Origin of the sequence: Ensifer sp. LBL, from assembly GCF_050435225.1 — a bacterium.
GTDB lineage: Bacteria > Pseudomonadota > Alphaproteobacteria > Rhizobiales > Rhizobiaceae > Ensifer.
On record NZ_JBNDJY010000003.1, the window covers coordinates 483,562 to 508,256 of the forward strand.

General features: G+C 63.0%; 24 protein-coding genes. 11 read left to right on the plus strand and 13 right to left on the minus strand.

Annotated features, from left to right (window positions below):
- Positions 1 to 87 precede the first annotated feature (87 nt).
- From OKW20_RS13975 to OKW20_RS13985, 3 genes are all read left to right on the plus strand, one after another.
- Positions 88 to 708, plus strand: a complete 621-nt coding sequence (locus tag OKW20_RS13975) for a helix-turn-helix domain-containing protein (RefSeq protein WP_429173029.1) — start codon at positions 88 to 90, stop codon at positions 706 to 708.
- A gap of 11 nt (positions 709 to 719) precedes the next feature.
- Entirely contained in the window at positions 720 to 1,517 is a 798-nt protein-coding gene (locus tag OKW20_RS13980) for an SRPBCC family protein (protein ID WP_429173031.1), read from the plus strand.
- Positions 1,518 to 1,779: 262 nt separating this feature from the next.
- The gene (locus tag OKW20_RS13985; protein ID WP_429173034.1) at positions 1,780 to 2,202 is read left to right on the plus strand and encodes a DUF4864 domain-containing protein; all 423 of its coding nucleotides are present in this window, start codon (positions 1,780 to 1,782) and stop codon (positions 2,200 to 2,202) included.
- Between the two features lie 22 nt (positions 2,203 to 2,224).
- On the opposite strand, the gene tgt is transcribed toward OKW20_RS13985, so the two are convergent.
- The 5 genes from tgt to coaD form a co-directional block, all read right to left on the minus strand.
- The gene (gene tgt, locus OKW20_RS13990) at positions 2,225 to 3,355 is read right to left on the minus strand and encodes a tRNA guanosine(34) transglycosylase Tgt (RefSeq protein WP_043614346.1); all 1,131 of its coding nucleotides are present in this window, start codon (positions 3,353 to 3,355) and stop codon (positions 2,225 to 2,227) included.
- The gene (gene queA / locus OKW20_RS13995) at positions 3,356 to 4,438 is read right to left on the minus strand and encodes a tRNA preQ1(34) S-adenosylmethionine ribosyltransferase-isomerase QueA (RefSeq protein ID WP_205238778.1); all 1,083 of its coding nucleotides are present in this window, start codon (positions 4,436 to 4,438) and stop codon (positions 3,356 to 3,358) included.
- A 73-nt stretch (positions 4,439 to 4,511) separates the two neighbouring features.
- The gene (locus OKW20_RS14000) at positions 4,512 to 5,021 is read right to left on the minus strand and encodes a peptidylprolyl isomerase (protein WP_043614341.1); all 510 of its coding nucleotides are present in this window, start codon (positions 5,019 to 5,021) and stop codon (positions 4,512 to 4,514) included.
- 22 nt (positions 5,022 to 5,043) lie between these two features.
- Positions 5,044 to 5,616 carry a peptidylprolyl isomerase gene (locus OKW20_RS14005; protein WP_043614338.1) on the minus strand — a complete coding sequence of 191 codons (573 nt, stop codon included), beginning with the start codon at positions 5,614 to 5,616 and terminating at the stop codon, positions 5,044 to 5,046.
- A 34-nt stretch (positions 5,617 to 5,650) separates the two neighbouring features.
- Complete coding sequence (gene coaD, locus OKW20_RS14010) at positions 5,651 to 6,145, minus strand: pantetheine-phosphate adenylyltransferase (protein WP_043614335.1); 495 nt, start codon at positions 6,143 to 6,145, stop codon at positions 5,651 to 5,653.
- A gap of 226 nt (positions 6,146 to 6,371) precedes the next feature.
- On the opposite strand from coaD, the gene OKW20_RS14015 reads away from it, so the two are divergent.
- Both OKW20_RS14015 and OKW20_RS14020 read left to right on the plus strand, forming a co-directional pair.
- Positions 6,372 to 6,494 carry a hypothetical protein gene (locus OKW20_RS14015; RefSeq protein WP_255380879.1) on the plus strand — a complete coding sequence of 41 codons (123 nt, stop codon included), beginning with the start codon at positions 6,372 to 6,374 and terminating at the stop codon, positions 6,492 to 6,494.
- An 11-nt stretch (positions 6,495 to 6,505) separates the two neighbouring features.
- Positions 6,506 to 6,634 carry a hypothetical protein gene (locus tag OKW20_RS14020; RefSeq protein ID WP_256364279.1) on the plus strand — a complete coding sequence of 43 codons (129 nt, stop codon included), beginning with the start codon at positions 6,506 to 6,508 and terminating at the stop codon, positions 6,632 to 6,634.
- Positions 6,635 to 6,775: 141 nt separating this feature from the next.
- Here OKW20_RS14020 and OKW20_RS14025 read toward each other — a convergent pair whose 3' ends face one another.
- The 3 genes from OKW20_RS14025 to OKW20_RS14035 form a co-directional block, all read right to left on the minus strand.
- Positions 6,776 to 8,191 carry an MATE family efflux transporter gene (locus tag OKW20_RS14025; protein ID WP_429173038.1) on the minus strand — a complete coding sequence of 472 codons (1,416 nt, stop codon included), beginning with the start codon at positions 8,189 to 8,191 and terminating at the stop codon, positions 6,776 to 6,778.
- A gap of 142 nt (positions 8,192 to 8,333) precedes the next feature.
- Complete coding sequence (locus OKW20_RS14030) at positions 8,334 to 9,665, minus strand: TCR/Tet family MFS transporter (RefSeq protein ID WP_429173040.1); 1,332 nt, start codon at positions 9,663 to 9,665, stop codon at positions 8,334 to 8,336.
- A gap of 166 nt (positions 9,666 to 9,831) precedes the next feature.
- Complete coding sequence (locus OKW20_RS14035; RefSeq protein ID WP_429173043.1) at positions 9,832 to 10,740, minus strand: LysR substrate-binding domain-containing protein; 909 nt, start codon at positions 10,738 to 10,740, stop codon at positions 9,832 to 9,834.
- A 121-nt stretch (positions 10,741 to 10,861) separates the two neighbouring features.
- On the opposite strand from OKW20_RS14035, the gene OKW20_RS14040 reads away from it, so the two are divergent.
- On the plus strand, positions 10,862 to 11,854 hold the full coding sequence (locus OKW20_RS14040; protein WP_429173046.1) for an aldo/keto reductase: 993 nt from the start codon (positions 10,862 to 10,864) through the stop codon (positions 11,852 to 11,854).
- Positions 11,855 to 11,914: 60 nt separating this feature from the next.
- On the opposite strand, the gene ypfJ is transcribed toward OKW20_RS14040, so the two are convergent.
- Complete coding sequence (gene ypfJ / locus OKW20_RS14045; protein ID WP_429173049.1) at positions 11,915 to 12,853, minus strand: KPN_02809 family neutral zinc metallopeptidase; 939 nt, start codon at positions 12,851 to 12,853, stop codon at positions 11,915 to 11,917.
- A gap of 262 nt (positions 12,854 to 13,115) precedes the next feature.
- Here ypfJ and OKW20_RS14050 point away from each other — a divergent pair, with 262 nt between their 5' ends.
- The 3 genes from OKW20_RS14050 to OKW20_RS14060 all read left to right on the plus strand — a co-directional run bounded on the left by OKW20_RS14050 (position 13,116) and on the right by OKW20_RS14060 (position 18,321).
- Complete coding sequence (locus OKW20_RS14050) at positions 13,116 to 14,144, plus strand: zinc-dependent alcohol dehydrogenase family protein (RefSeq protein WP_429173052.1); 1,029 nt, start codon at positions 13,116 to 13,118, stop codon at positions 14,142 to 14,144.
- A 218-nt stretch (positions 14,145 to 14,362) separates the two neighbouring features.
- Positions 14,363 to 17,854: a carbamoyl-phosphate synthase large subunit gene (carB, locus tag OKW20_RS14055; protein WP_043614319.1), complete on the plus strand. Its 3,492-nt coding sequence runs from the start codon at positions 14,363 to 14,365 to the stop codon at positions 17,852 to 17,854.
- A gap of 131 nt (positions 17,855 to 17,985) precedes the next feature.
- Complete coding sequence (locus tag OKW20_RS14060; RefSeq protein ID WP_429173056.1) at positions 17,986 to 18,321, plus strand: hypothetical protein; 336 nt, start codon at positions 17,986 to 17,988, stop codon at positions 18,319 to 18,321.
- 54 nt (positions 18,322 to 18,375) lie between these two features.
- On the opposite strand, the gene OKW20_RS14065 is transcribed toward OKW20_RS14060, so the two are convergent.
- Positions 18,376 to 19,869 carry an MFS transporter gene (locus OKW20_RS14065; protein WP_429173059.1) on the minus strand — a complete coding sequence of 498 codons (1,494 nt, stop codon included), beginning with the start codon at positions 19,867 to 19,869 and terminating at the stop codon, positions 18,376 to 18,378.
- A gap of 292 nt (positions 19,870 to 20,161) precedes the next feature.
- On the opposite strand from OKW20_RS14065, the gene greA reads away from it, so the two are divergent.
- Together greA and OKW20_RS14075 are read left to right on the plus strand one after the other, a co-directional pair.
- Positions 20,162 to 20,638 carry a transcription elongation factor GreA gene (gene greA, locus OKW20_RS14070; RefSeq protein WP_034791305.1) on the plus strand — a complete coding sequence of 159 codons (477 nt, stop codon included), beginning with the start codon at positions 20,162 to 20,164 and terminating at the stop codon, positions 20,636 to 20,638.
- Positions 20,639 to 20,726: 88 nt separating this feature from the next.
- Positions 20,727 to 21,785: a glycosyltransferase family 4 protein gene (locus tag OKW20_RS14075; protein WP_429173061.1), complete on the plus strand. Its 1,059-nt coding sequence runs from the start codon at positions 20,727 to 20,729 to the stop codon at positions 21,783 to 21,785.
- 41 nt (positions 21,786 to 21,826) lie between these two features.
- Here OKW20_RS14075 and OKW20_RS14080 read toward each other — a convergent pair whose 3' ends face one another.
- From OKW20_RS14080 to OKW20_RS14090, 3 genes are read right to left on the minus strand one after another with little or no spacing between them, the layout of a single operon-like run.
- Entirely contained in the window at positions 21,827 to 22,849 is a 1,023-nt protein-coding gene (locus OKW20_RS14080) for a glycosyltransferase (protein WP_429173062.1), read from the minus strand.
- A 7-nt stretch (positions 22,850 to 22,856) separates the two neighbouring features.
- On the minus strand, positions 22,857 to 23,678 hold the full coding sequence (locus OKW20_RS14085) for a glycosyltransferase family 2 protein (protein WP_205238789.1): 822 nt from the start codon (positions 23,676 to 23,678) through the stop codon (positions 22,857 to 22,859).
- Positions 23,679 to 23,687: 9 nt separating this feature from the next.
- Positions 23,688 to 24,158, minus strand: coding sequence for an Lrp/AsnC family transcriptional regulator (locus OKW20_RS14090; protein WP_043614306.1), 471 nt, complete (start codon positions 24,156 to 24,158; stop codon positions 23,688 to 23,690).
- Between the last annotated feature and the right edge of the window lie 537 nt (positions 24,159 to 24,695).

Here is a 24,695-nt window from a genome sequence, read left to right on the forward strand (position 1 = left end):
ATGCTACGCGGGCACTCAGCGCCCCCTACCCGCATTAGGCGCCATGATCGCCTTGACAAAAAAAATTGTCAAGGCGATCATGGCCGCATGCTCGATCTCGACGTCATAGATGCGCCGGCGGCTGCCGCGCTTGCCCTGGAGCCGATCAAGGCCCGTTTGCTGGCGGAACTTGCCGCGCCTGCATCGGCTGCCGCGCTGGCTGTGCGGGTGGGCCTGACGCGCCAGAAGGTCAACTACCACCTGCGTGCGCTCGAAGAGCACAAGCTGATAGAACCGGCTGAGGAACGCCGCTGGGGCGGGCTGACCGAGCGGCTGATGGTCGCAACCGCCACATCCTATGTGGTTTCGCCGGCGGCGCTGGGGCCGATTGCCGCCGATCCCGGGCGCAGCAACGATCGCCTGTCTGGGAGCTATCTGGTCGCTTTGGCGGCCCGCATGGTCCGTGAGGTCGGCGGGTTGCTGCGCAGTGCCCGGGCGCAGGACAAGCGGCTGGCGACGCTGTCGATCGACACCGTCATCAATTTTCGCTCGCCCGCGGAGCGCGCCGCCTTTACCGCCGATCTCGCCCAGGCGGTGAGCACGCTTGCTGCGCGCTACCACGATGAAAGTGCGCCGGGAGCCCGGCCGCACCGGCTCATCATTGCCTCCTACCCTGCGCCAAGCGATGACGGCGCAGCCAACGGCGACCCCAACGACACCAACTCCTGAAAGGATATCCCATGCCTATCAAGAAGGATGGCAGCGGAAAGCGCTGGGTTGAAATGGAACTGATCGTGCCCGGCTCACCCGAAAAGGTCTGGCAGGCGATCGCAACCGGCAGCGGCAACAATGCCTGGTTCACCAAGACGGAAATCGACGAGCACGTCAGAGGCAGGATCGCCTTCGACTTCGGTCCGAACGGCGCCTCGACCGGTGAGGTGACGCATTGGGAGCCACCTACCCGCTTTGCCTATGTGGAGCGCGAGTGGAGCGAAGGCGCGCCGCCGGTTGCAACCGAAATCACCGTCACGGCGCGTTCCGGCGATCGCTGCGTGCTGCGCATGGTGCATTCGCTGTTCACATCGAGCGACGACTGGGACGACCAGTTGGAAGGGTTCGAGGGCGGATGGCCGGCGTTCTTCGAGATCCTGAAGATCTATCTTGCGCATTTCGCCGGCGAGACGGCGGCCAGCAGCTTTGCCATGGTTTCCAGCGGGAAACCGGAGGCCACGGTCTGGGCACGCCTGACCGAAGCACTGGGGCTTCTCGGCGCCAATGTCGGCGAAGAGCGCAGCACGCCACCAAAGCCCGAACGCCTCGCCGGCATCGTCGAACGGGTGCAGCAGGACACCAAGCAACGCTATCTGTTGCTGCGCCTGAAGGAACCCGGCGCTGGCATCGCGCTCATCGGAACCTATTCGACCGGCGATGGCACAAACGCCAGCATCGCACTCTATCACTATGGAGACGATGCCAAGGCGCGGGCGAAAGACAGCGAGCCGAAGTGGCAGGAATGGATGACGACGACCTTCAGCTAGGTCGACTTCCCCGGCGGTTGGCGTTCCGCTCGTTTGCACATTGGCAACGGGCGCCTCGCCGCCGCCGGCCCTATGCAAGCCATTTTGCAGACATCACTAACTTATGATGCCTGATATAATACTTTCATATATAGAAATAATACGTTGATTTAAAACGGTTTATATAAACCAATCGGATGCATTGTTCGAAACGGCAACCAATGCTCCTGTTTCCAAAAGCCGTGACTGTCCTAGTCTTCCATTGCAGCTATGGAGATCGGCGATGTTCAGGAGCTTTGCAATCACACTCGGCATGATGGCGCAACTGGCAGCCGTGACCGCGGCGCGCGCGGACGAACCCGTCGATACGGCGCGGACAATCATACGAGAACAGATCGCTGCCTTTCTGCAGGATGATGCGGAAACCGCCTACTCCTTCACCTCACCTGCGGTGCGCGGCAAATTTCCCGACAAGGCAAGCTTCTTCGAGATGGTGAAGCGCGGCTACCAGCCCGTCTATCGGCCTGGCAACTTCGCGTTCGGCCGATCGAAGGTGATTGGCGACCAGGTGCTGCAGGAAGTTCTGATCTCGGCGCCCGACGGCAAGGATTGGACAGCAGTCTACGAACTCGTGAAGCAGCCGGATGGCAGCTACAAGATCAACAGCGTGATGATTTTGCAGTCGGCGTCGGGACCGGCGATCTGAGGCACCGGTCCGTTGGCGGCCATCAGACGGGGGGAAGGTCCCCTCGCCGCCAAGTTTCCTGGGTTTCGGCCATGAAGTCGGCGAAGCGGCCTTCGTCGATCGCCAGCCGGATGCCGGCCATCAGTTCCTGATAGTAGGCCAGATTGTTCCAGCTGAGCAGCATGCCGCCGAGCGATTCGTTCGAGCGGATCAGATGGTGCAGGTAGGCACGCGAATAGTCGCGCGTTGCCGGGCACGAGGACTGCTCGTCGAGCGGGCGCATGTCTTCGGCGTGGCGCGCGTTGCGCAGGTTGATGCGGCCGTGGCGCGTGAAGGCAAGGCCGTGGCGTCCCGAGCGGGTCGGCATCACGCAGTCGAACATGTCGATGCCCTCACCGACCGAGCGCAGGATGTCGTCAGGCGTACCGACGCCCATCAGGTAACGGGGCTTGTCCACCGGCATGATCGGGCAGGTAATGTCGAGCATGCGCAGCATCACCTCCTGCGGCTCGCCGACGGCGAGCCCACCGACTGCATAGCCCTTGAGGTCAAGGCCCTTCAGCGCTTCCGCCGAGCGCTCGCGCAGCTTCGGGATATCGCCGCCCTGGACGATGCCGAACATCGCTTTGCCCGGCTGGTCGCCGAAGGCAACCTTGCAGCGCTCGGCCCAGCGCAGCGACATTTCCATCGCGCGCTCGATTTCCTTTGGCTCAGCCGGCAGCGCCACGCATTCGTCGAGTTGCATCTGGATATCGCTGTCGAGAAGCCCCTGAATCTCGATCGAGCGCTCCGGCGACATGTGGAAGAGCGCGCCGTCGACATGGCTCTTGAAGGTGACGCCCTGCTCGTCGAGCTTGCGAAGGCCGGCAAGCGACATGACCTGGAAGCCGCCACTATCGGTGAGGATAGGGCCCTGCCAGCGGATCAACCCATGCAGACCGCCAAGGCGCGCGACGCGCTCCGCGCCTGGACGCAGCATCAGATGGTAGGTGTTGCCGAGAATGATGTCGGCGCCGAGATCCTTGACCTGGTCGAGGTACATCGCCTTGACCGTGCCGACGGTACCGACGGGCATGAAGGCCGGCGTGCGGATCGTGCCGCGCGGCATGGACACTTCGCCGCGACGGGCCTTGCCATCGGTCTTGAGAAGCTTGAACTGGAAGGTCTCGGTCATCTAGTCTTTCCGGAAAAGCAGGCTGGCGTCGCCATAGGAATAGAAGCGGTAGCCGGTTTCGATCGCATGCGTGTAGGCCGCGCGCATCGTGTCCAGGCCACTGAAGGCCGAAACCAGCATGAACAGCGTCGATTTCGGCAGGTGGAAATTGGTCATCAACATGTCAACCGCGCGGAAGCGGTAACCGGGCGTGATGAAGATCCCCGTCGGACCGGACCAGGACTTGACAGTGCCGTCTTCCGAGGTGGCGCTTTCGATCAACCGCAGTGAGGTCGTGCCGACGCAGACGATGCGGCCGCCCCTCGCCTTGACGGCATTGAGCTTCTCGGCCGTGCGCGCATCGACGTGGCCGATCTCCTGGTGCATCACATGGTCGTCGGTATCATCTGCCTTGACCGGCAGGAACGTGCCCGCGCCCACATGCAGCGTCACGAAATGCCGTTCGATGCCGGCCTCGTCGAGCTTGGCGAACAGGCGGTCGGTAAAATGCAACCCAGCGGTCGGCGCGGCAACGGCGCCCTCCTCGCGGGCATACATGGTCTGATAATCGGCGCGGTCCTGGGCATCCTCGGCGCGCTTGGAGGCGATGTAGGGCGGCAAGGGAATGTGGCCGACCGCCATGATCGCCTCGTCGAGCGAGGGACCGGAGAGATCGAAGCGCAGCGTCACTTCGCCGGCATCGCCCTTTTCCTCGACGGTCGCGTCGAGCGTGCCGAGAAAGCAGCTCGAGCCGCCGTGGCCGAAGGCAATGCGGTCGCCGACCTTGAGGCGCCGTGCCGGGCGGGCGAAAGCCTTCCAGCGATCGGGTGCGACCCGCATATGCAGGGTCAGCGATACCTGCGTCGCGATCTCTTCGCCGCGCCGGCGGATGCCTTCGAGCTGGGCCGGGATCACCTTGGTGTCGTTGAAGACAAGCGCGTCGCCTTCCCTGAGGAACGACGGCAGGTCGAGCACGCCCTTGTCCGCCAGTACGTCGGCGCTATCGGGACGCACCACGAGCATGCGGGCGCTGTCGCGCGGGCTTGCGGGCCGAAGCGCAATCGAGGTTTCCGGGAGGTCGAAGTCGAACAGGTCTACGCGCATCGCTATCTTCAGACAAAAGAAAACCCGCCCCGGCGCAGTTGGCGACCGGGGCGGGTTCGTGCATTAGCGCAAATCAGGCGTCTGCGGCAACCCGCATCGTGACGATCGAGTCTGGATCACGCACCGGCTCGCCGCGCTTGATCTTGTCGATCGTTTCCATGCCTTCGATGACCTGGCCCCAAACGGAGTACTGCTTGTTGAGCCAAGGCGCATCGGTGAAGCAGATGAAGAACTGCGAGTTGGCCGAGTTCGGCATCTGGCTACGGGCCATCGAGCACGTGCCGCGAACGTGGCTGACGTTCGAGAATTCGGCCTTCAGGTCCGGCTTGGAGGAGCCGCCCATGCCGGCGCGAGCCGGGTTGAAATGCTCGCCGCCGGTCTTGCCGTACTGGACGTCGCCGGTCTGAGCCATGAAGTCCTCGATCACGCGGTGAAACACCACGCCGTCGTAGGCGCCTTCGCGGGCCAGTTCCTTGATGCGGGCGACGTGCCCCGGAGCGACATCAGGCAGAAGCTCGATGATGACCTGGCCCTTGGTGGTCTCCAGGATGATCGTGTTTTCCGGATCCTTGATCTCGGCCATGGGTTTTCTCCTTCTGTTGATTTTACTTGCCGACCTTGACGCTGATCATGCGGTCGGGATCGGTGACGGAGCCGTTGTTGGCGTCGTCGCCGAGCTTGATCTTGTCGACGTTCTCCATGCCGGAGACGACCTTGCCGACGACCGTGTACTGGCCGTTGAGGAAGTCGCCCGGGGCGAACATGATGAAGAACTGCGAATTGGCGCTGTTCGGGTCCTGCGAGCGGGCCATGCCGACCGTGCCGCGCTCGAACGGAACGTCCGAAAACTCCGCCGGAATATCCGGACGCGACGAACCGCCGGTACCGGCAGCCTGCGGCTGGTAGCCGTTTTCCATGTCGCCATACTGCACGTCGCCGGTCTGGGCCATGAAGCCCTTGATCACGCGGTGGAACGCGACGTTGTCGTATTCACCGGCGGCGGCCAGCGCCTTGATCTGCTCGACATGCTTCGGTGCGATGTCGGGGCGCAGCTCGACGACGACCGGGCCGTCCTTGAGCGTGATCGTCAGGAAGTTGTCTGCCGATTGTGCAAACGCCGTTCCCGTAAAGGAAGCAAGCGCGATGGCGCCGGCGAAAGCGAGGTGGAGGATTTTCATGATTTCTCCCTGCGTGGTGAATTGGGGCCGCCCGTCAGGGGCGGCGTTTGGCCTGCAGTGCTTCGTAAACGGACTTGGGCACGAAGGCACTGACGTCGCCGCCCATGGCCGCGATCTGGCGGACCAATGTGGCCGTAATGGGCCGTGATGCCGTGCCTGCCGGCAAGAACAAGGTCTGGATATCCGGCGCCATCTGCCGGTTCATCCCGGCCATCTGCATCTCGTAGTCGAGGTCGGTGCCGTCACGAAGGCCGCGCACCAAAAGCTTCGCGCCGCGCTCGCGGGCCGCATCGACGACCAGATTGTCGAAGGAGACGACGTCGATGTCGCCTGCCCTGTCCGGCAGAAATTCCTGGAGCGAACGGCGGATGAGCTCGGCGCGTTCGTCGAAGGAAAAGAGCGGCGCCTTGCCCGGGTGGATGCCGATTGCGACGATGACTTTCGCCGCCACGTTCAGCGCCTGCACGAGCACGTCGAGATGCCCGTTCGTCATCGGATCGAAGGAGCCGGGATAAAATGCCGTGGTCATCGCACCTGTTTCCGTTTGGTGAAGCCTTTTGTCACGGACGGCGACGGATCGCAAGAGTTGTACGGCGCCTGGCCCTGTTCCCTGGGAAACAGCGGGCCAGAAAGAATGAATGCTAGATGAATGCCATGTTCAACGGTGCTTCACACCAAAGACGTTAAGTGTAGCGCCAGTAACAACGGAACTTTTTTGAACGTACCGCCGTTTAGGATGCGAAAGGATTACGGCTATGGGACTTGCTCTGTTTTCGATGGCGATGTTTTTCGCGATGATCTTTGCGACGATACATGGACTGCGCAACGAGTCCCGTGACCGGCGCGAGCGCTACGCGACCCAGAAGATCTTCCGTTGATGGAGGGCACTATGGCCACCCTGTTCATGATCGCGGCAGCGGTCACCAGTCTCGTATTCTTGATCGACTTTGCCCGGACGATACGCGACCTCCAGCGCGATCGCCAGGGTTCGGAACGGCTCGACGGTTTCAACGTCTAGCGGTTCCAAAGCTTCGTAAACGAAGCGTGGTAGTAAGCGGCCGTCGTTCCCTTCCCCTGAGGCGACCGCCATTGTAAGCCGGACGGCATCCCCTGCCCGTCCGGCTTTTTCTTTGCGTTCGGCAGCCCCGCGTTCGCCTTGTTACTTTTCCACCTGCTTGGCGGCGGCTTTGGCCTCCAACGTACCCAGCATCCGGAAGAAGCGCCAGTTCAGCAGCACCGCGGCGGCGGCAAGGCCGAGCACGAAACCGAACCAGACGCCGATCCCGCCGAAATTGAACAGGAAAGCGAAGGCCCAGGCGCAGACGAAGCCGATCGGCCAATAGGAAATCAAGGCCAGCAGCATCGGCACCTTGGTATCCTTCAGCCCGCGCAACATGCCCGCGGCGATCGCCTGCATGCCGTCGACGAGCTGGAATGCGCCGGCGATCACGATGAGCGGCGCTGCGAAGGCAAGCACGGCTGCAGCATCAGGGCGGGCGGTGTCGAGATAAAGGGCGGCCAGTTGGCTCGGGAAGAATGCGAAGATGGCACTGCCGACCATTGCAAAGCCGGCGCCGAGCACCAGCGAAGCGATCGCCGCGCGCCTGACGCCCAGGAGGTCACCGCGGCCATAGGAAAGACCCACGCGCACCGTCGCCGCCTGCGCCAACCCCAACGGGATCATGAAGGCGATCGATGCGAACTGGAGCGCGATGCCGTGGGCCGCAAGTTCGACCGTACCGATCGTGCCCATCAGCAACGAAGCGACGGTGAAGAGGCTGACCTCGGCAAGGATCGTCAGCGAAATCGGAATTCCGAGAAAAACGACTTCACGGAAAGCAACCCAGTCGGGCCGCCAGAAGCGGACGAAGAGTTCGTACTGGTTGAGCTCCGGCTTGCTCTTGATATAGGCAATCGTCAGCGCCGCGCCGAGCACAGCGACGCCAAGCGCCGCGACCGCCGCACCGAAGATGCCGAGTTGCGGGAAGCCGAAGTGGCCGAAGATCAGCACGTAGCAAAGCGCGGCATTGAGCACGAGCGTCGCCAGCGTGACGTAGAGAATGATCCCGGCCCTCTCCAGGCCACTCAGGAACGCCCTCAGCACCATGAAGATGAGGCCGGGGAAGATTGCCCATTGCGCGATGCGGACATATTCCCCCGCAAGGGCTGCGACCTTGGGCTGTTGGCCGGCAAATAGCAGGATCGGCTCGGCCATCCAGAGGATGGGCGCGGTCAAAAGGCCGTAAAGCATCACCACCCACATGCCCATGCGCACCGAGCGGCGCACCGAAACCTTGTCGCCGCGACCGACGGCCTGTGCCGCCATCGGCACCACCGCATTGGCAAATCCGTTACCGAAAACATAGACGGTGAAATACATCTGGGTCGCCAGGATGATGGCCGCGAGCTCGGTGGCGCCGAGCTTGCCGACCATCAGGACGTCCGTCGTGTTGATGGCGAGCTGCGCCAGCTGCGCACCGATGAACGGCACGCCCAGATAGAAGCTCGCGCGATAGTGCGTCCGCCAGGAATTGTCGGTCGTCAACGATATCGGGCTCGCATTCGCGGTCAGCATGGCAGATTCCTGGCAGTCAATGCGGCCCCGGGCCGCAACCGAAGATCGGGGGGAGGAATCCGGAAATAGAATACCGTCGGGCAAAGAGCCAGCCGCAAGGGCGAGGTTGCTCAAACTTTCATCGATAGATCACGGAAATTGATCAATTTCCGTGCAGTCGCGGCCGCTCCATCGCCTCTGGCTCTTCCGGCGCTGCGGCGTCGGCCGGCTCGACGTTCTCCGCGCCCTGTGGTCCGACCGCCCTGCTTCTCGGTATCTTCAGGAAGAACACGATAAGCGCGCCGACGAGGAAGCAACTGGCGAGTGCATAGGGCGCGCCGGCAAAGGCGACGGGCGCGGCAGGGCTGGTGAAATAGCCGAAGGCCTGGGTGAAGATCAGCGGACCGATGATCGTGGTGATGCTGCCGATGCTGGTCAGCGCGCCCTGAAGCTCGCCTTGGGCCGACGGCGGCACGTGGGCCGACGGCGGCACGTGGGCCGCGGCGATACTGCGCAGCGGCGGATCGGCGAGGCTTTCGAGCGCGGTCGCGATGATCACCGCATAGATCATCCACCCCTGCCAGGCGCCGGCATAGCCGATGGCTCCGAGCGCGGTGAAGGTCAGGCCGAGCACGGCCGTGCGCCACTCCCCAAGCCGCGGCACCACGCGCGACAGGATGACGGCCATGACGAAGGCACCGCCGATACCGAAGATCCCGAGCGAAAGTCCGATCTGCCCCTCGCTCCAGCCGTAGCGGTAGCTGGAAACGAAGGACCAGACGGCCGGATAGACCGAATGGGCAAGCCAGAAGAGAAAGAACACCAGCCCCACCCAGCCGATGCCGGGGTAATTGCGCATCTGCTTGAGGGCGCCGAGCGGGTTGGCGCGTTTCCACTCGAACCGGCGGCGGTTGGCGCTGTCGAGTGTCTCGGGCAGCAGGAATACGCCAAGGATAAAGTTGACGAAGGACAGCGCTGCCGCGCCGTAGAACGGGACCCGCGGGCCGAGTTCGCCAAGCAGACCGCCAAGCACCGGCCCGAGCGCGAAGCCGGTACCAAAGGCAATGCCGATCAGCCCGAAATTCTTGGCGCGATTTCCGTCGTGGCTGATGTCGGCAATGTAGGCCGATGCCGTGCCGAAGCTCGCGCCGCTGATGCCCGCGAGCACGCGGCCGATGAACAGCATCCAGTAGCTGGTGGCGAGCGCGCAGATGAGATTGTCGAGCGCGAAGGTGAAGACCGATGCGAGCAGCACCGGGCGGCGGCCGAAGCGGTCGCTGAGATTGCCGATCAGCGGCGCGAAGAGAAACTGCATGGCCGCATAGACGAGCAGCAGCCATCCGCCATCGATCGCCGCCTCGCTGACATTGGCGCCCGTCAATTCTTCGAGGTAGGCCGGCAGCACCGGCACGATGATCGCGATGCCGATGATATCGAGAAACAGAATGAGGAAGACGAGGAACAGGCCGCGTCGCACAAATTTCTCGTCGCGCATGCGATCCCTCCCCGGCGGCCTGCCCCGGGAAAAGAGACAGAACGTGAACAACGCTACCAATTTAGGTGTAACGGATCATTTCGCACGAAACAATCCGTGAACGTCTCAAATTATCTGATGGGACTATCGCAATGGTTGATAAGTCAGGCAGCGTACAGCCTGTGCCTCAGCGATTGTCCCGCCGCTGTTCGCGCTTCAGAAAATCGACGAAGGCGCGCAACGGCGCCGGCATGTGCTTTCGGCTTGCATAATAGAGCAGCGGGCCGGAGAAGCTCGTCGTCCACGCCTCAAGGATCGGCACCAGGCGCCGTGCGGCAACCGCAGGCGCGATGAACTCCTCGAAAGTCCGGATCACGCCAAGACCGTCGATGGCCGCCCCGAGTTCGAGATCGATCGTGTTGGCGGTGACGACGGCCGGCGGCGCGATCGTCAGCGCCGCCTCGCCCTCGCCGAACTCCCAGGGAAGCGAGAAGCCGCTGGCGAAGCGGTGGCGGATGCAGGCGTGTTCGAGCAGGTCGTGCGGATGGGCTGGCACACCGCACCTGGCGAGATAGTCCGGTGCCGCGGCCGTAACGTAACGCTGGCGACTCGGCCCGATCGGGATGGCGATCATGTCACGCTCGACGCGTTCCTCGTAGCGGATGCCGGCGTCAAAGCCTGCGGCGAGGACATCGACGAAGCCGTCCTCCGCCGTCACCTCCAGCGAAATTGCCGGGTGCTCGCGCAAGAACCGGCCGATGATCGGTGGTAGTATTTCGCGGGCGACGATGGTCGGAACGTTCAGTTTCAGCGTTCCCGCCGGACTGTCACGCATCTCGTTGACCTGATCGAGCGCGCCGGCGATCTCGCCGAGCGCCGGCGTCAACCGGTCAAGCAGCCGCGTGCCCGCCTCCGTCAGGGTCACACTACGGGTCGTGCGGTTGAGCAGGCGCACCTGCAGTTTCGCTTCAAGACGGCGAAGGGCCTCGCTCAGCGCCGACGCGGAGACACCGCGCTTTTTCGCAGCCGCGCGAAAGCTGCGGGCTGCGGCAACAGCAGTGAAGGCATCGAGATCGGCAAGCGGCAAATCGTTCATTGTGCGGAATTTCGTACAAGTCGTTCGGTTGAGATCGGATTATCGCACGGCGTGGAACGAAGTAAACAGAACACAGAGCAAGCGGCCGGCTGTCTTTCGGCCTTGTCGTAGGAGAACGAAGATGGATTACGTTTCACTCGGAAAGACCGGTCCCTCGGTTTCGGCGCTCGGCCTCGGCTGCATGGGCATGTCTGGCATGTACGGCCCGGCGGACCGAGCCGAAAGCATTGCTACGATCCATGCCGCGCTGGAGGCCGGCATCACGCTGCTCGACACCGGCGATTTCTACGGCATGGGTCACAACGAAATGCTGATCGGCGAGGCGCTGAAAGGCGGGAAGCGCGACAAGGCGCTGCTGAGCGTGAAATTCGGCGCGTTGCGCGATGCCGCCGGGAACTGGTCTGGCTACGATTGCCGCCCCAAGGCTGTTCGCAACTTTCTCGCCTACACGCTGGAGCGGCTCGGCGTCGACCATATCGACGTCTACCGCCCTGCCCGCCTTGACCCGGATGTGCCGATCGAGGACACCATTGGCGCAATCGCCGATCTGGTGAAGGCCGGTTACGTCAGGCACATCGGCCTCTCGGAAGTTGGGTCCGAGACCATCCGGCGCGCGGCGGCCGTGCATCCGATCGTCGATCTGCAGATCGAGTATTCGCTGATTTCGCGTGGCATCGAGGACGAGATCCTGCCGACCTGCCGCGAACTCGGTATCGGTATCACCGCCTACGGCGTGCTTTCACGCGGGCTGATCAGCGGCCACTGGCAGAAAGGTGCGGCCGCCAAGGGCGACTTCCGCGCCATGAGCCCACGGTTTCAGGAAGGCAATATCGACCGGAACCTCGCCCTCGTCGACGCTTTGAGGCAGATCGCCGATGGCAAGGGCGTATCAGTCGCGCAGATCGCGATCGCCTGGGTCGCGGCCAAGGGCAAGGACATCATACCGCTCGTCGGCGCGCGGCGGCGCGATCGACTGGCGGAGGCGCTTGCGTCGCGCGACGTCCATCTCAGTGCAGACGATCTGGCGGTGATCGAACAGGCGGTCCCGAAGAATGCCGCAGCCGGGGCGCGCTATCCGGAGGCCCAGCTCGCCCACATGGACAGCGAGCGCTAAGCCACAAACGAAAGGGCCGGCTGTCGAGCCGGCCCTTTCGTTGATTCCGGTTGAAAGAAATCAAACCGCGCCCGAGAACGTATCGCAGGCCGTCATCTTGCCGCTGTCGAAGCCGCGCTTGAACCAGCGCATGCGCTGTTCGGACGTGCCGTGGTTGAAGCTTTCGGGAACGACATAGCCCTGCATGCGCTTTTGCAGCGTGTCGTCGCCGATCTGCGTGGCGGCATTCAGCGCCTCTTCAAGGTCGCCCTGTTCGAGCAGGCCCTTCTGCTGGGTGTACTTGCCCCAGACGCCGGCGAAGCAATCCGCCTGCAGCTCGACGCGCACCGACATCTGGTTGGCCTCGGTCTCGCTCATCGACTGGCGCATCTGGTTGAACTTCGGCAGCACGCCGATCAGGTTCTGAACATGGTGGCCAACCTCATGCGCGACCACATAGGCCTGGGCGAAATCGCCGGCCGCATCGAACTTCTGCGCGAGTTCGTCGAAGAAGCTCATGTCGAGATAGACCTTGCGGTCGCCAGGGCAATAGAACGGCCCGGAGGCGGCCGAGGCGAAGCCGCAGGCAGAACGCACCTGGCCACGGAAGAGCACCATCTTCGGCTCTTCATACTGCTGGCCGTTCGCCTGGAAGATGCCGTTCCAGGTGTCTTCGGTCTCGGCAAGCACCGTCGCCATGAACTGCTTCATTTCCTCTTCCTGAGCCGTGCCCTGCGGCGCTGGCGAGCCATCGCTCTGCTCGAAGCCCGGCATCTGCACCTGGCCACCGCCGCCTTCCAGCACCTGCAGCATGTCGATGCCCATGGCCTTGAGGATGAAGTAGAGGACGACGAGGAAGATGATCGTGCCGAAGCTCATGCCGCCGCCGGCGCGCCGCATGCCGCCGCCACCGGTCGGCATGCGAAAGCCACCACCGCGCCCGAACGGATTTCCGCCGCTGGGGCTCGCGCCGCGCTGGTCTTCGATATTGTCGGATTGGCGGCGGCCCTTCCATTCCATGATCTGTCCTCCCGGCCTCTGAAAGGCGTTGTCGGTTTGCTCTTTTATAAGACGGCCCTAACGTCGTTGTAAAACGCAATCGCGACCCGTAAGTTCGCGATCTCACCAATCTTTCTGCTGCGACGGGCAGATCGCAAAAGTGCTGACGGCAAGTGGGCAGCTGGACTCATCAGCCGTCCGCTTTGAGCAACCGCGACCGCCTTGACGCAAACCCGCTTTGCCGGTCCTATTCGCAATCGTGCAAAGGCGAGGAGGCACGGTCATGAAGGCATTGCGGCTCGAAGGTATCGGTCAATTGCGGGTCGCAGAAGTGCCAAAGCCCTCGCCCGGCCCTGACGATCTGCTGGTACGCGTCGAGGCCTGCGGCATCTGCGGTACGGACAGGCATCTGCTGCACGGCGAATTCCCCTCAAGCCCGCCGGTCACGCTCGGCCACGAATTCTGCGGCATCGTCGAGGCGGTAGGCAGCAGCGTTTGCGATATCGCAATCGGCGCGAGAATCACCGGCGACCCCAACATCGCCTGTGGCACCTGCCCGCAATGCAGTGCCGGGCGCATCAATCTCTGCCGCAATCTCCGGGCGATCGGCATCCATCGTGACGGTGGTTTTGCCGAATATGTGGTGATACCGCGCAAGCAGGCACATGAAATACCCCTGAGCCTCGATCCTGTGCATGGTGCCTTCTGCGAGCCGCTTGCCTGCTGCCTGCACGGCGTGGATATGGCGGGCATCCGCGCCGGCTCCTCCGTCGTCGTTCTCGGCGGCGGCGTGATCGGCCTGTTGGTGGTGCAGCTCGTCCGTCTCGCCGGCGCGACAACGGTTATCCTGTCGACAAGGCAGGCGGCCAAGCGCCGCCTTGCCGAAGAGGTCGGCGCGACGGCGACGGTCGATCCTTCCTCTGCCAATATCGTCGAGCAGATCGCCGGCGACACCGGGCTCGTTCCCGGCGGGGTCGATGTCGTCATCGAGTGCGCCGGCGTTGCCGAAACCGTCAGGCAGTCGACACGGCTTGCCAGGGCCGGTGGAACCGTCGTGATTCTCGGCGTCATGCCGAAGGGCGAGACCGTGGAAATCGAACCGTTCGACATTCTCTTTCGCGAACTGCGGGTGCTCGGATCCTTCATCAACCCCTTCGTCCACCGCCGTGCGGCAGACCTTGTCGCTGCGGGCACAATCGAGATCGACAAGCTGATTTCGCGGCGAGTAACGCTCGGCGAAGCCGCCGACGTCATTGCGCATCCGCCGGCCGCCGGAGAGGTCAAGGTTCTCGTCATCCCCGGCCGCGCCTGACATTCGCAGCACTGTTTCGCCGCGCGCAGAGCGCGCTGCGTGGCCAGAGGTGCGCAAATATGGCTGGTTCCTGTCGATTCCGGAATTTTCGGGGTTTCGCTTGCAGAAACATTTGCCTATAAGCCGCTTCTAGCCTGAAAAGACCCATCAATGCGTGCCCGGCCGGTGACCTCCCACCTCGGCCGGTTTTTCGCGCAGCTAGAAACGGATGATCGACCATGCCGAAGCGCCAAGATATCAAGTCCATTCTTATCATCGGCGCGGGGCCGATCGTCATCGGTCAGGCTTGCGAATTCGACTATTCCGGCACCCAGGCCTGTAAGGCGCTGAAGGAGGAAGGCTACCGCGTCATCCTCGTCAACTCCAACCCGGCGACGATCATGACCGATCCGGGCCTTGCCGACGCAACCTATGTCGAGCCGATCACCCCTGAGGTCGTCGCCAAGATCATCGCCAAGGAGCGCCCGGACGCGCTGCTGCCGACCATGGGTGGCCAAACCGCGCTCAACACGGCGCTCTCACTGCGCCGCATGGGCGTTCTCGACCGCTACAATGTCGAGATGATCGGCGCCAAGCCGGATGCCATCGACAAGGCCGAAGACCGCGCCCTCTTCCGCGAAGCCATGGCGAAGATCGGCCTCGAAACGCCGAAGTCGCGGCTGGCGAATGCCACCGACATCAAGGACCATGACCGCAAGACGCACGAGGCCGAGCGCGCCGAACTGAAGAGCCGGCTTTCCGGCGCCGAACTCGACAAGGCCCTCGACGACCTCGAGAACCAATGGAACCTTGGCGAAGGCGACCGCAAGCAGCGCTACATGAACCACGCGATGGCGATTGCCGCGCAGGCGCTCGACGATGTCGGCCTGCCCGCGATCATCCGTCCGTCGTTTACGCTCGGCGGCACCGGCGGCGGCATTGCCTATAACCGCACGGAGTTCTTCGACATCGTCGGCAGCGGCCTCGATGCGTCGCCGACCACCGAAGTGCTGATCGAAGAATCGGTGCTCGGCTGGAAGGAATACGAGATGGAAGTGGTCCGCGACACCGCGGACAACTGCATCATCATCTGCTCGATCGAAAACATCGACCCGATGGGCGTGCATACCGGCGATTCGATCACCGTTGCCCCGGCGTTGACGCTGACCGACAAAGAATACCAGATCATGCGCAACGCCTCGATCGCGGTTCTGCGCGAGATCGGCGTCGAGACCGGCGGCTCGAACGTTCAGTTCGCCGTCAATCCGAAGGACGGCCGTCTCGTCGTCATCGAAATGAACCCGCGCGTTTCGCGCTCTTCAGCTCTGGCGTCGAAGGCGACCGGCTTCCCGATCGCCAAGATCGCCGCGAAGCTCGCCATCGGTTACACGCTCGACGAACTCGACAACGACATCACCGGCGGCGCGACCCCGGCCTCGTTCGAACCGTCGATCGACTACGTCGTCACCAAGATCCCGCGCTTTGCCTTTGAGAAGTTTCCGGGCGCCTCGCCGGTTCTCACAACGGCGATGAAGTCGGTCGGCGAAGTCATGGCGATCGGCCGCACCTTTGCCGAATCGCTGCAGAAGGCGCTGCGTGGCCTTGAGACCGGTCTTACCGGCCTCGACGAAATCGAAATCCCCGACATGGACGAGAACGGCGATGGCCGTAACGCCATTCGTGCCGCGATCGGCACGCCGACCCCGGACCGCTTGCGCATGGTTGCCCAGGCGCTGCGCTTTGGCATGAGCGAAGAAGAAGTCCACGAGGCGAGCAAGATCGATCCGTGGTTCATCGCCCAGTTCAAGGCGATCGTCGACATGGAAGCGCGCATCCGCGAGCATGGCCTGCCTGTCGATGCCGAGAACCTGCGCATGCTGAAGGCCATGGGCTTCTCCGACGCCCGCCTGGCAACGCTCGGCGGCAAGCGCCCGAAGGAAGTGGCGGAACTGCGCAATGCGCTCAACGTCCGCCCGGTCTATAAGCGCATCGACACCTGCGCTGCCGAGTTCGCCTCGCCGACCGCCTACATGTACTCGACCTACGAGACGCCCTTCGTCGGCGCCGCTCGCTCGGAAGCCGAGGTCTCCGACCGCAAGAAGGTCGTCATCCTCGGCGGCGGTCCGAACCGAATCGGCCAGGGCATCGAGTTCGACTATTGCTGCTGCCACGCCGCCTTCGCCCTGAAGGATGCCGGCTATGAAGCGATCATGATCAACTGCAACCCGGAGACGGTGTCGACCGACTACGACACCTCCGATCGCCTCTACTTCGAGCCGCTGACGGCCGAAGACGTGATCGAGATCATGCGCGCCGAGCAGGAAAAGGGCGAACTCGTCGGCGTCATCGTCCAGTTCGGTGGCCAGACGCCGCTGAAGCTCGCCGAAGCACTCGAAAAGAACGGCATCCCGATCCTTGGCACCGCGCCTGACGCGATCGACCTTGCCGAAGACCGCGACCGCTTCCAGAAGCTCTTGATGAAGCTCGACCTCAACCAGCCGAACAACGGCATCGCCTACTCGGTCGAGCAGGCTCGCCTCGTCGCTGCCGAGATCGGCTTCCCGCTGGTCGTGCGCCCGTCCTACGTTCTCGGCGGCCGCGCCATGCAGATCATCCATTCGGAAAGCATGCTGCAGTCCTACCTGCTCGACACGGTTCCGGGCCTCGTTCCCGAGGACATCAAGCAGCGCTACCCGAACGACAAGACCGGTCAGATCAACACCCTGCTCGGCAAGAACCCGTTGCTCTTCGACAGCTACCTGACGAACGCGACAGAAGTGGACGTCGACTGCCTCTGCGACGGCAAGGACGTGTTCGTCTCGGGCATCATGGAGCACATCGAGGAAGCCGGCATCCATTCGGGCGACAGCGCCTGCTCGCTGCCGGTTCACACGCTCGACAAGGACATGGTCGACGAACTCGAGCGCCAGACGGCAGCCCTTGCCAAGGCGCTCAATGTCGGCGGCCTGATGAACGTGCAGTTCGCCATCAAGGACGGCACCATCTACGTGCTTGAAGTGAACCCGCGCGCCTCGCGCACCGTGCCCTTCGTCGCCAAGACCATCGGCGCGCCGATCGCCAAGATCGCCGCCCGCGTCATGACAGGCGAAGCGCTCGACGTGGCGATTGCTGCCTATGGCGAAAAGCCGGATCCGCGCAACCTCAAGCACATCGCCGTCAAGGAAGCGGTCTTCCCGTTCGCACGCTTCCCCGGCGTCGACACCCTGCTCGGCCCGGAAATGCGCTCGACCGGCGAAGTCATCGGCCTCGACACCGACTATGCGCTCGCCTTCGCCAAGTCGCAGCTCGGCGCCGGCGTCGACCTGCCGCGCGATGGAACGGTGTTCGTTTCGGTGCGCGACGAGGACAAGACCCGCGTGCTTCCGGCAATCCGCATCCTCGTCGATATCGGCTTCAAGGTGATGGCGACCGGTGGTACGGCCCGCTTCCTCGGTGAACACGGCATTGCCGCCACCAAGATCAACAAGGTCCAGGAAGGTCGGCCTCACGTTGAGGACGCGATCCGTAACCGTCACGTCCAGCTCGTCTTCAACACCACCGACAGCAACAAGGCGATCTCGGACTCCAAGTCGCTGCGTCGCGCGACACTGATGCAGAAGGTGCCCTACTACACGACCATGTCGGGTGCGGAAGCGGCTGCCCATGCCATCAAGGCTCTGAAGGCCGGCAGCCTCGAAGTGCGCCCGCTGCAGAGCTACTTCAAGGCCTAAGAACGAGAGCGGCGCGCGAACCTTCGCGCGCCGCCGCCATGCCCGAGGAGTGTTGCGCTTCAACAGCCTGCTCGCCGCTGAACGCCGCATGAACGACCGGTTCAGCCTGTATTCCCCCAGCACATGTTTCTATGACCCTGCGCACAGAGAGATCGGCGGCTTCGCCGGCGGGCGCGACATGGGGCAAGATCGTGCAACTCTATTTCTTTGATTTGCTGTGGGGCGACGAGCACTTCGTCGATGAAGACGGTATCTGCCATTTCGACGAGGGATCGGCCCTCTATTACGGCCAGCGGGTCGCGGACAAGATCGGTCGCGATGCGGATTATGGTTCGTTGAAGGTTCAGGTCCTTTCCAGCAACCGCAGGCTGCTGGCAACGATCGTGCCCTCCATCGGCCGCGGCGCCGAACAGCGGGCGTTGCTTGCTCGCCGCCACGTCGGCGCGTCTCTGTCAGCTGCAGCCTGAAGCAGTACCAAGAGCAAAGCGCGGGAACAGCCATCCTGCGCTTGATCGCACTGATCAGTCTGCCGCCAGCGCCTCAGCAGCCGTTCTGCCCCGATCACGACGCGCGTGGCTCGCTGCGAGCCGCACGGTTCTGACACCCAAATACAGAGAAGCCGTGGAGATCAGAAACGCGACGACGAAGACCGTGAACAAGGCGGCGTGCATCGTGGCAACGTTCGCCTGCTCGTCGAAACCGCGAAGATTGGCCGTCAGCCCGCAGATCGCCGCGCCGATCGCATAACCGGCCGACTGCAATGTCGGCAGAAACGCCGAGGTCTTGTCCCGCTCTCCTCGCAAGGAGACGTCCATCATCAACTGGCTGAGTGTGCCCCACGATATGCCGAACCCTGCGCCAACGGCGATCTGGCTCGGGAAGACCAGCCGGTAATCGTCGATCGCGAAGGCGACCATCAGGCCAGCAAGCCCGAGACTGAGAAGCGCTGGACCCGCAGGGATCAACTTCACGCGCAGAGCGTGGGAGTGCAGGCTTGCGACGGCGATTGCGGTCACGCTCCAGGATATCGCCATCAGTGCTGCGGAAAAGCCAGCGGCCGTAGGGCTGAAACTCCAGACATGTTGCAGGCCGTAGATGAGATATACCGAGCCGGACGCCTGAGCGAGGGGCATCAGCAGCACGACCCAAAGTCCGGTGCCGAGCGGTTTTGTGAGCTGAAAAGCACCGGCGGGCAGGATCGAATGCTCTGCCCGGCGGTCTGTTGCGACGGCCGCCCAGAGGATGGTCAGCGCCGTTGCCAGCGCCGCCGCCATCAGGGGGACGCTGCTCGCCGTATTTGAGACCGATATCAGCAATATGCCGGAACCGACGACGGTTAGCCGCAGAAGCGGAATTGGGCGAGGCGTGTCGCTCGATGGCACCTTGCGTGCCGGCACGATCAACAGAACGAGCGCGACGAAGATGACGGTTGCGGGAACATTGACGGCGAAGGCCGCCCGCCATGACCAGTATTCCGTCAGGAAGCCGGATACGAGCGGGCCGCCAAAGGCCGCCGTTGCCCAGACGATGGCCTCGGCTCCGAATACCTTCGGGACCAGGCGCGGCGGGAAGAGTTCGGGGATCAGCGCGTAGCAGACCGCTGCAATGATCCCCTCGCCGAATCCTTGAAACACACGACCGGCGAGGACCTGCGGCATGCTGCCGGCGGCAGTCGCGACGAGGGTGCCGACGACAAAGATGAGCGCGGCCGTAATCAGCGTCCCGCGTGCGCCAAACCTGGACTTGAGCGTGGCGGCAACAGCGCCGCCGAGAATGGCAAAGACGAGATAGAGCGTGACGGCCCAGGACAACAGCGTAGCGCCGCCGATCTCTTCGACGGCTGTGGGCAGCGCGGTCGCTACGAAAAACTCGTTGAAGGCGAACAACGCGACCCCGAGGCAAAGGGCAGCCGTCGTCGCCAGATAGTCCGGCCGCAGCAGTTCGCTCCAGCGGCCGTCCTCCTGAAGTGCGGTATCGCCTTCGCCTGCCTTCGTTTCGTCCCTCGCCAGAACCATGCCCAACGTTCCTCGTGCTATCTCTTCGGAACACTTCTGTTACGACCTCAACCGCGGTTGAGGTAAAGCGCTTTCTGCGCAGCTTGCCACCCCGTCGCCTCCCCCACAAGTTGCAGCGGCATTTCAGGGTTCGGTGGACGACGGCGAAATATCTGGCTTTCGCGCTTCCGTTTCTGCTATAACGAAGGTTCGAAGTTTCGGACGGTTCCGGCGTTTGCGCGCCGGAGACCGTTTTCTTTTGCGTTGGCGCCGCCCAAAGGGCGGCGCCTCGTGCTTGATGAAGGACATTGAAATGGTCGAAAAAGTGCCGATGACCCAGGGCGGATTCGTCAACCTGCAGGAGGAGCTGCGCTGGCGCCAGCAGGAAGAACGACCGCGAATCATCGAGGCGATTGCCGAAGCCCGTGCACATGGCGACCTGTCGGAAAATGCCGAGTACCACGCTGCCAAGGAAGCGCAGAGCCACAACGAAGGCCGCATCACCGAGCTCGAAGACTTGATCGCCCGCGCGGAAGTCATTGATCTCTCGAAGATGTCTGGCTCCAAGATCAAGTTCGGCGCCAAGGTGAAGCTCGTCGACGAAGACACTGAAGAGGAAAAGACCTACCAGATCGTTGGCGACCAGGAAGCCGACGTGAAGGCCGGCCGCATCTCGATCTCGTCGCCGATCGCCCGCGCGCTGATCGGCAAGGAAGTCGGCGATTCCATCGAAGTGAACGCCCCCGGCGGCTCCAAGGCCTACGAGATTCTCGCCGTCAACTGGGGCTGATCAGCCCCAGGCAGGGGCGAAGTCTTCCTTCGCCCCCTTTTCTCTTTCTCCCAAAGACGATCATTGCTCGCGCAAGGAGTGCGCTTTCGTGGCCGATATCCGGAACGTCGAGGTCATCGCTCCCAATTTCAAGCGCCGTCTCTCGGGCGTGACGTCTACCATCATCCAGTTGATTCCGATCCAGCGCGCGCTCGGCGAAAAGATCGCCGTGCTTGGTCCGGGCCTGCCTGACACCTTGCCCTCGATCCGCTTCCGCGATCTTCTGCGTCTGTGGAGTGCACCGGACGGACGGCCTTGCCGGGTCTGGCATGCGCGCCGCAATGTCGAGATGCTGCCGGCGATCGTGCTGCGCGACCTGCTGGGCATGAAGCTGAAGATCGTCTTCACCTCCGCTTCTCAGCGCCGCCACACCGGCTGGAGCAAGTTCCTGATTTCGCGTATGGACGCGGTGATCGCGACGAGCGGCAAGACCTCCGCCTATTTGCAGGTGCCGAACACGGTCATCCTTCACGGCATCGACACCAAGCGCTTCCAGCCGCCGGCCGACGCAGGTGCGGCCAAGGCCGCGCTCGGCCTGGATCCGGCGCAAAAATATGTCGGCTGCTTCGGGCGGGTGCGGAAGCAGAAGGGCACCGATCTCTTCGTCGATAGCATGATTGCGCTTCTGCCGTGCCGGCCCGGCTGGAGCGCCATCGTCGCCGGTCGCGCGACCGGCCCGCACGTGGCATTCGAGAACGAACTGAAAGAGCGGGTTGCAAAGGCCGGGCTTACCGATCGCATCCGTTTCGTTGGTGAACATACCAACATTCCGGACTGGTACCGCGCGCTCGACCTTTTCGTTGCGCCGCAACGCTGGGAAGGTTTCGGGCTGACGCCGCTCGAAGCGATGGCAACGGGCGTGCCCGTCATCGCAACCGATGTCGGCGCATTTTCGGAACTGGTCGTCGTCGGCGAGCAGGAAACCGGCACGGTGATCGCCGCCAACGATCTGCAGGCGATGGTGGAAGCAACCGCCGGTTTTATCGACGATGATCACCGTCGGGCCTTGGCTGGCGCCAACGGTCTGGGCCTAACCCGCGCATCCTTCGCAATCGAGGGCGAGGCCCGCGCGATCAACGCCGTCTACGAGCGCCTGATGCGTTCCTGATCGGCTGCCATCGTGATGGCAGCCGCGCGATCGAATTTGCCTCAGCGCTTTGAAGCGAAGAGCTTCAGATAGGCGTCCGTGATCGCCTGCTTCGAGAACTGGTTCATCAGCGTCTCATAGCCGCGTTCGGCAAGGCGTTCACCCAGCGACGGATCGCCTGCGATCCGATCGATCGCCTGGGCAAAGCCGTCGGCGTCACCAATATCGACCATCAAGCCGTTTTCGCCGTCGCGCATGAACCATTGCGGTCCTTCCGATCGGCTGGACACGACAGGCGTGCCTTGCGCCCAGGATTCGAGGATAACGTTGCCGAGCGGCTCGTGGCTCGATGCCATGACGAAGATATCCGAAGCAGCAAGAAAAGGCCGCGTGTCCTTCTGCCAACCGGCAAAGCGCACGCGCTTCGACACGCCGAGGTCGGCGGCGAGCTTTTCCAGGTTTGCCCGCTCTTCGCCGTCGCCCACCAGCCAGAGATAGGCGTCCGGCACCTTGGCGATCGCCTGGATCAGGGTGTGGAAGCCCTTGCGCGGAACGAAGCGCCCCATCGACATGACCACAGGCACGTTCTCAGGTGTGTCGAGCGTGGCGCGGCTGATTGGCGCCACCCGCTCGGTTCCGGTGAAGTTGGAAATCACCTCGACTTCGCGCTTCCAGCCGATCTTGCGCACATGCTCGGCAATGCCCGGCGTATTGCAGACGAGGCAATCGGTGTTGCGGAAATAATCGAGGCGCAACGGATAGTCGCCGAGACGCGAGATCTTGATGCAGCCCTTGTAGTTGGGCATCAGGCGGCTGGCGCGCGGCATCCAGGCAAACAGCGCGTCGGGCTTCTCGCGCCGCGCCATGCTGCTGACCTTCATCGGCAAGAGAATGCGATCGAGCGAAAGGTTGCGGAAGTTGCTTTCGATGATGCGCGTCGCGCCCTCGATGTCTTTCCGCCAGATGCGACCCGGCCGGATAACCGAGGTCTGCTCAACGCCGCGCTCGCCGAGCGCGTTGACCAGGTGGACGAAGAAGCGCTCAGCGCCGCCGTCCTTGCCGAAGTGAAAATGCATGACTTTCATGGAAACCTCACCGCTGGTTCTGCCGCCGATCCATGTCGTCATGGTTCGGGTGGCGTTTCAGCGCGTGCCTCTGATAGATCTTGGCGGCAGTCAGGAAAGCGTAGACCGCCCCCGTCATCGCCTCGATGAAGCCTGGAAAGCCGCAGCGCCACAGGCCGTTACGGAAATAGAGCCGGAGGAAATAGAGCGGCGGGCTGAACAGCATCTTGTAGGGCCGCGCCGACTTGCCGGCGGCGAACTGCTGGTCGGCCTTGAGCGTCGAATACTTGTTTTCCTTGAGGATCTGCTCGTCGATGATCAGCGGCCGGTAGTGCAGCAGACTGCCCTTGGGGGCAGCGCCGACCGCGCCATCCGGCACGATGCCTTCGTGGACCTTCTGGTTAAGGTCGTAGCGGCCCCTGCCCTGGCGGATAAGCCGCAGGTTCCGTCGCTCGTGCGCGCGCTCCGGCGTGTAGCCGTAGCCGATCAGATAGGGCCTGCGCGCGACGCGCCAGCCAACCGTCTCCGGTGGCGCATCGAGCAGTGACGGCAGCAGCGCCTTCAGCGGTTCGTCGAGGCGTTCGTCGGAATCGATGTTGAAGCACCAGGGCTGCGTACATTGATCAAGCGCGAACTGCTTCTGGCCGGCATAGCCCCGCCACGGCTCATGCAGGAAACGGATCGGCCAGCCCTTGTCGATATAGGACTGCACGAGTGCCGGCGTTCCGTCGGTCGAACCGGAATCGACGATGACGATTTCTGAGCATTGCTCGAGGCTCTCGATGCAATTGCCGAGATAGGCTTCTTCGTTCTGGCAGATGATGAAGGCGGACAGCGGAAGCTTGTTCATGGGCAGGCCTTAGATCTGGACGAGGCCGATATCCTTGACCTGGCGAATGGTCAGCATCGTGCGCACCGTATCGACGCGTTCGTTGGCCGTCAGCACTTCGATGACGAAATCCTGGAAAGTCGTAAGGTTTTCGGCGACACAATGCAGGAGAAAGTCGCTTTCGCCGGAAACCGTCCAGGCCTGCCGGACGATCTGCCATTCGGCGGTGGCGGCGGCGAAGGCCTTGAGATCGGCTTCCGACTGGCGCTTCAGGCCGACCATGCAGAAGGCGACGAGATCAAAGCCGAGCGCCGGAGCGTTCAGCAGCGCGTGATAGCCCTTGATGACGCCCGTCTCTTCGAGCTTGCGCACGCGCCGGAGGCACGGCGGCGCGGAGATGCCGACCCTTTGCGCGAGATCGACATTGGTCATCCGGCCATCACGCTGGAGCTCGCGAAGGATCTTGAGATCGATAGCGTCGAGCTCGACTTGTTTCGTCATGAACGTTCGTCCTTTTCGTGGTGACTTTGAGCGCGAGGCAAAGTCGAAAACTTGTGTCTGCCGATGGTGAGGTTGCCCCGATCGTGGGCGACGTCGACTGATGCGTCCCTATCCCGGCGCTGCCGCGATCGTCTCGGTCGAGATTTTCGGCAAGGCGCGCTCGTCAAGGGCAAGGTCGTCTCGAGTCGGTGCGTGGCCGAGCGCAGCGCGTTCGCAGTGCAACCATGCACGGCCGGCATTCAACCCCATATGCTTCTCCAGCAAAGTGAATCCGCGTGAAATATCGTCAAACCCGCTGGACAACAAGCAGCCCGGCCGACTATTCGCGGGAAAACGGCGTTGGCGATGCCGGCAGATGTGCAAATAGAGGTGGACATCGTCAGAAGCGACACGAAGTGCGCTCCACTGCCGCCGCGCGCTCCGGCGCGAGACGCGGATCGATGCCGGGCCGCCCCCTGTGCCTTAAGCGCGTCATCTGGTGGCAAAACCGGGCTTCAGGCTCAAGCACTTGTGTGTATCAGGCTGTGCGCTCTTGAA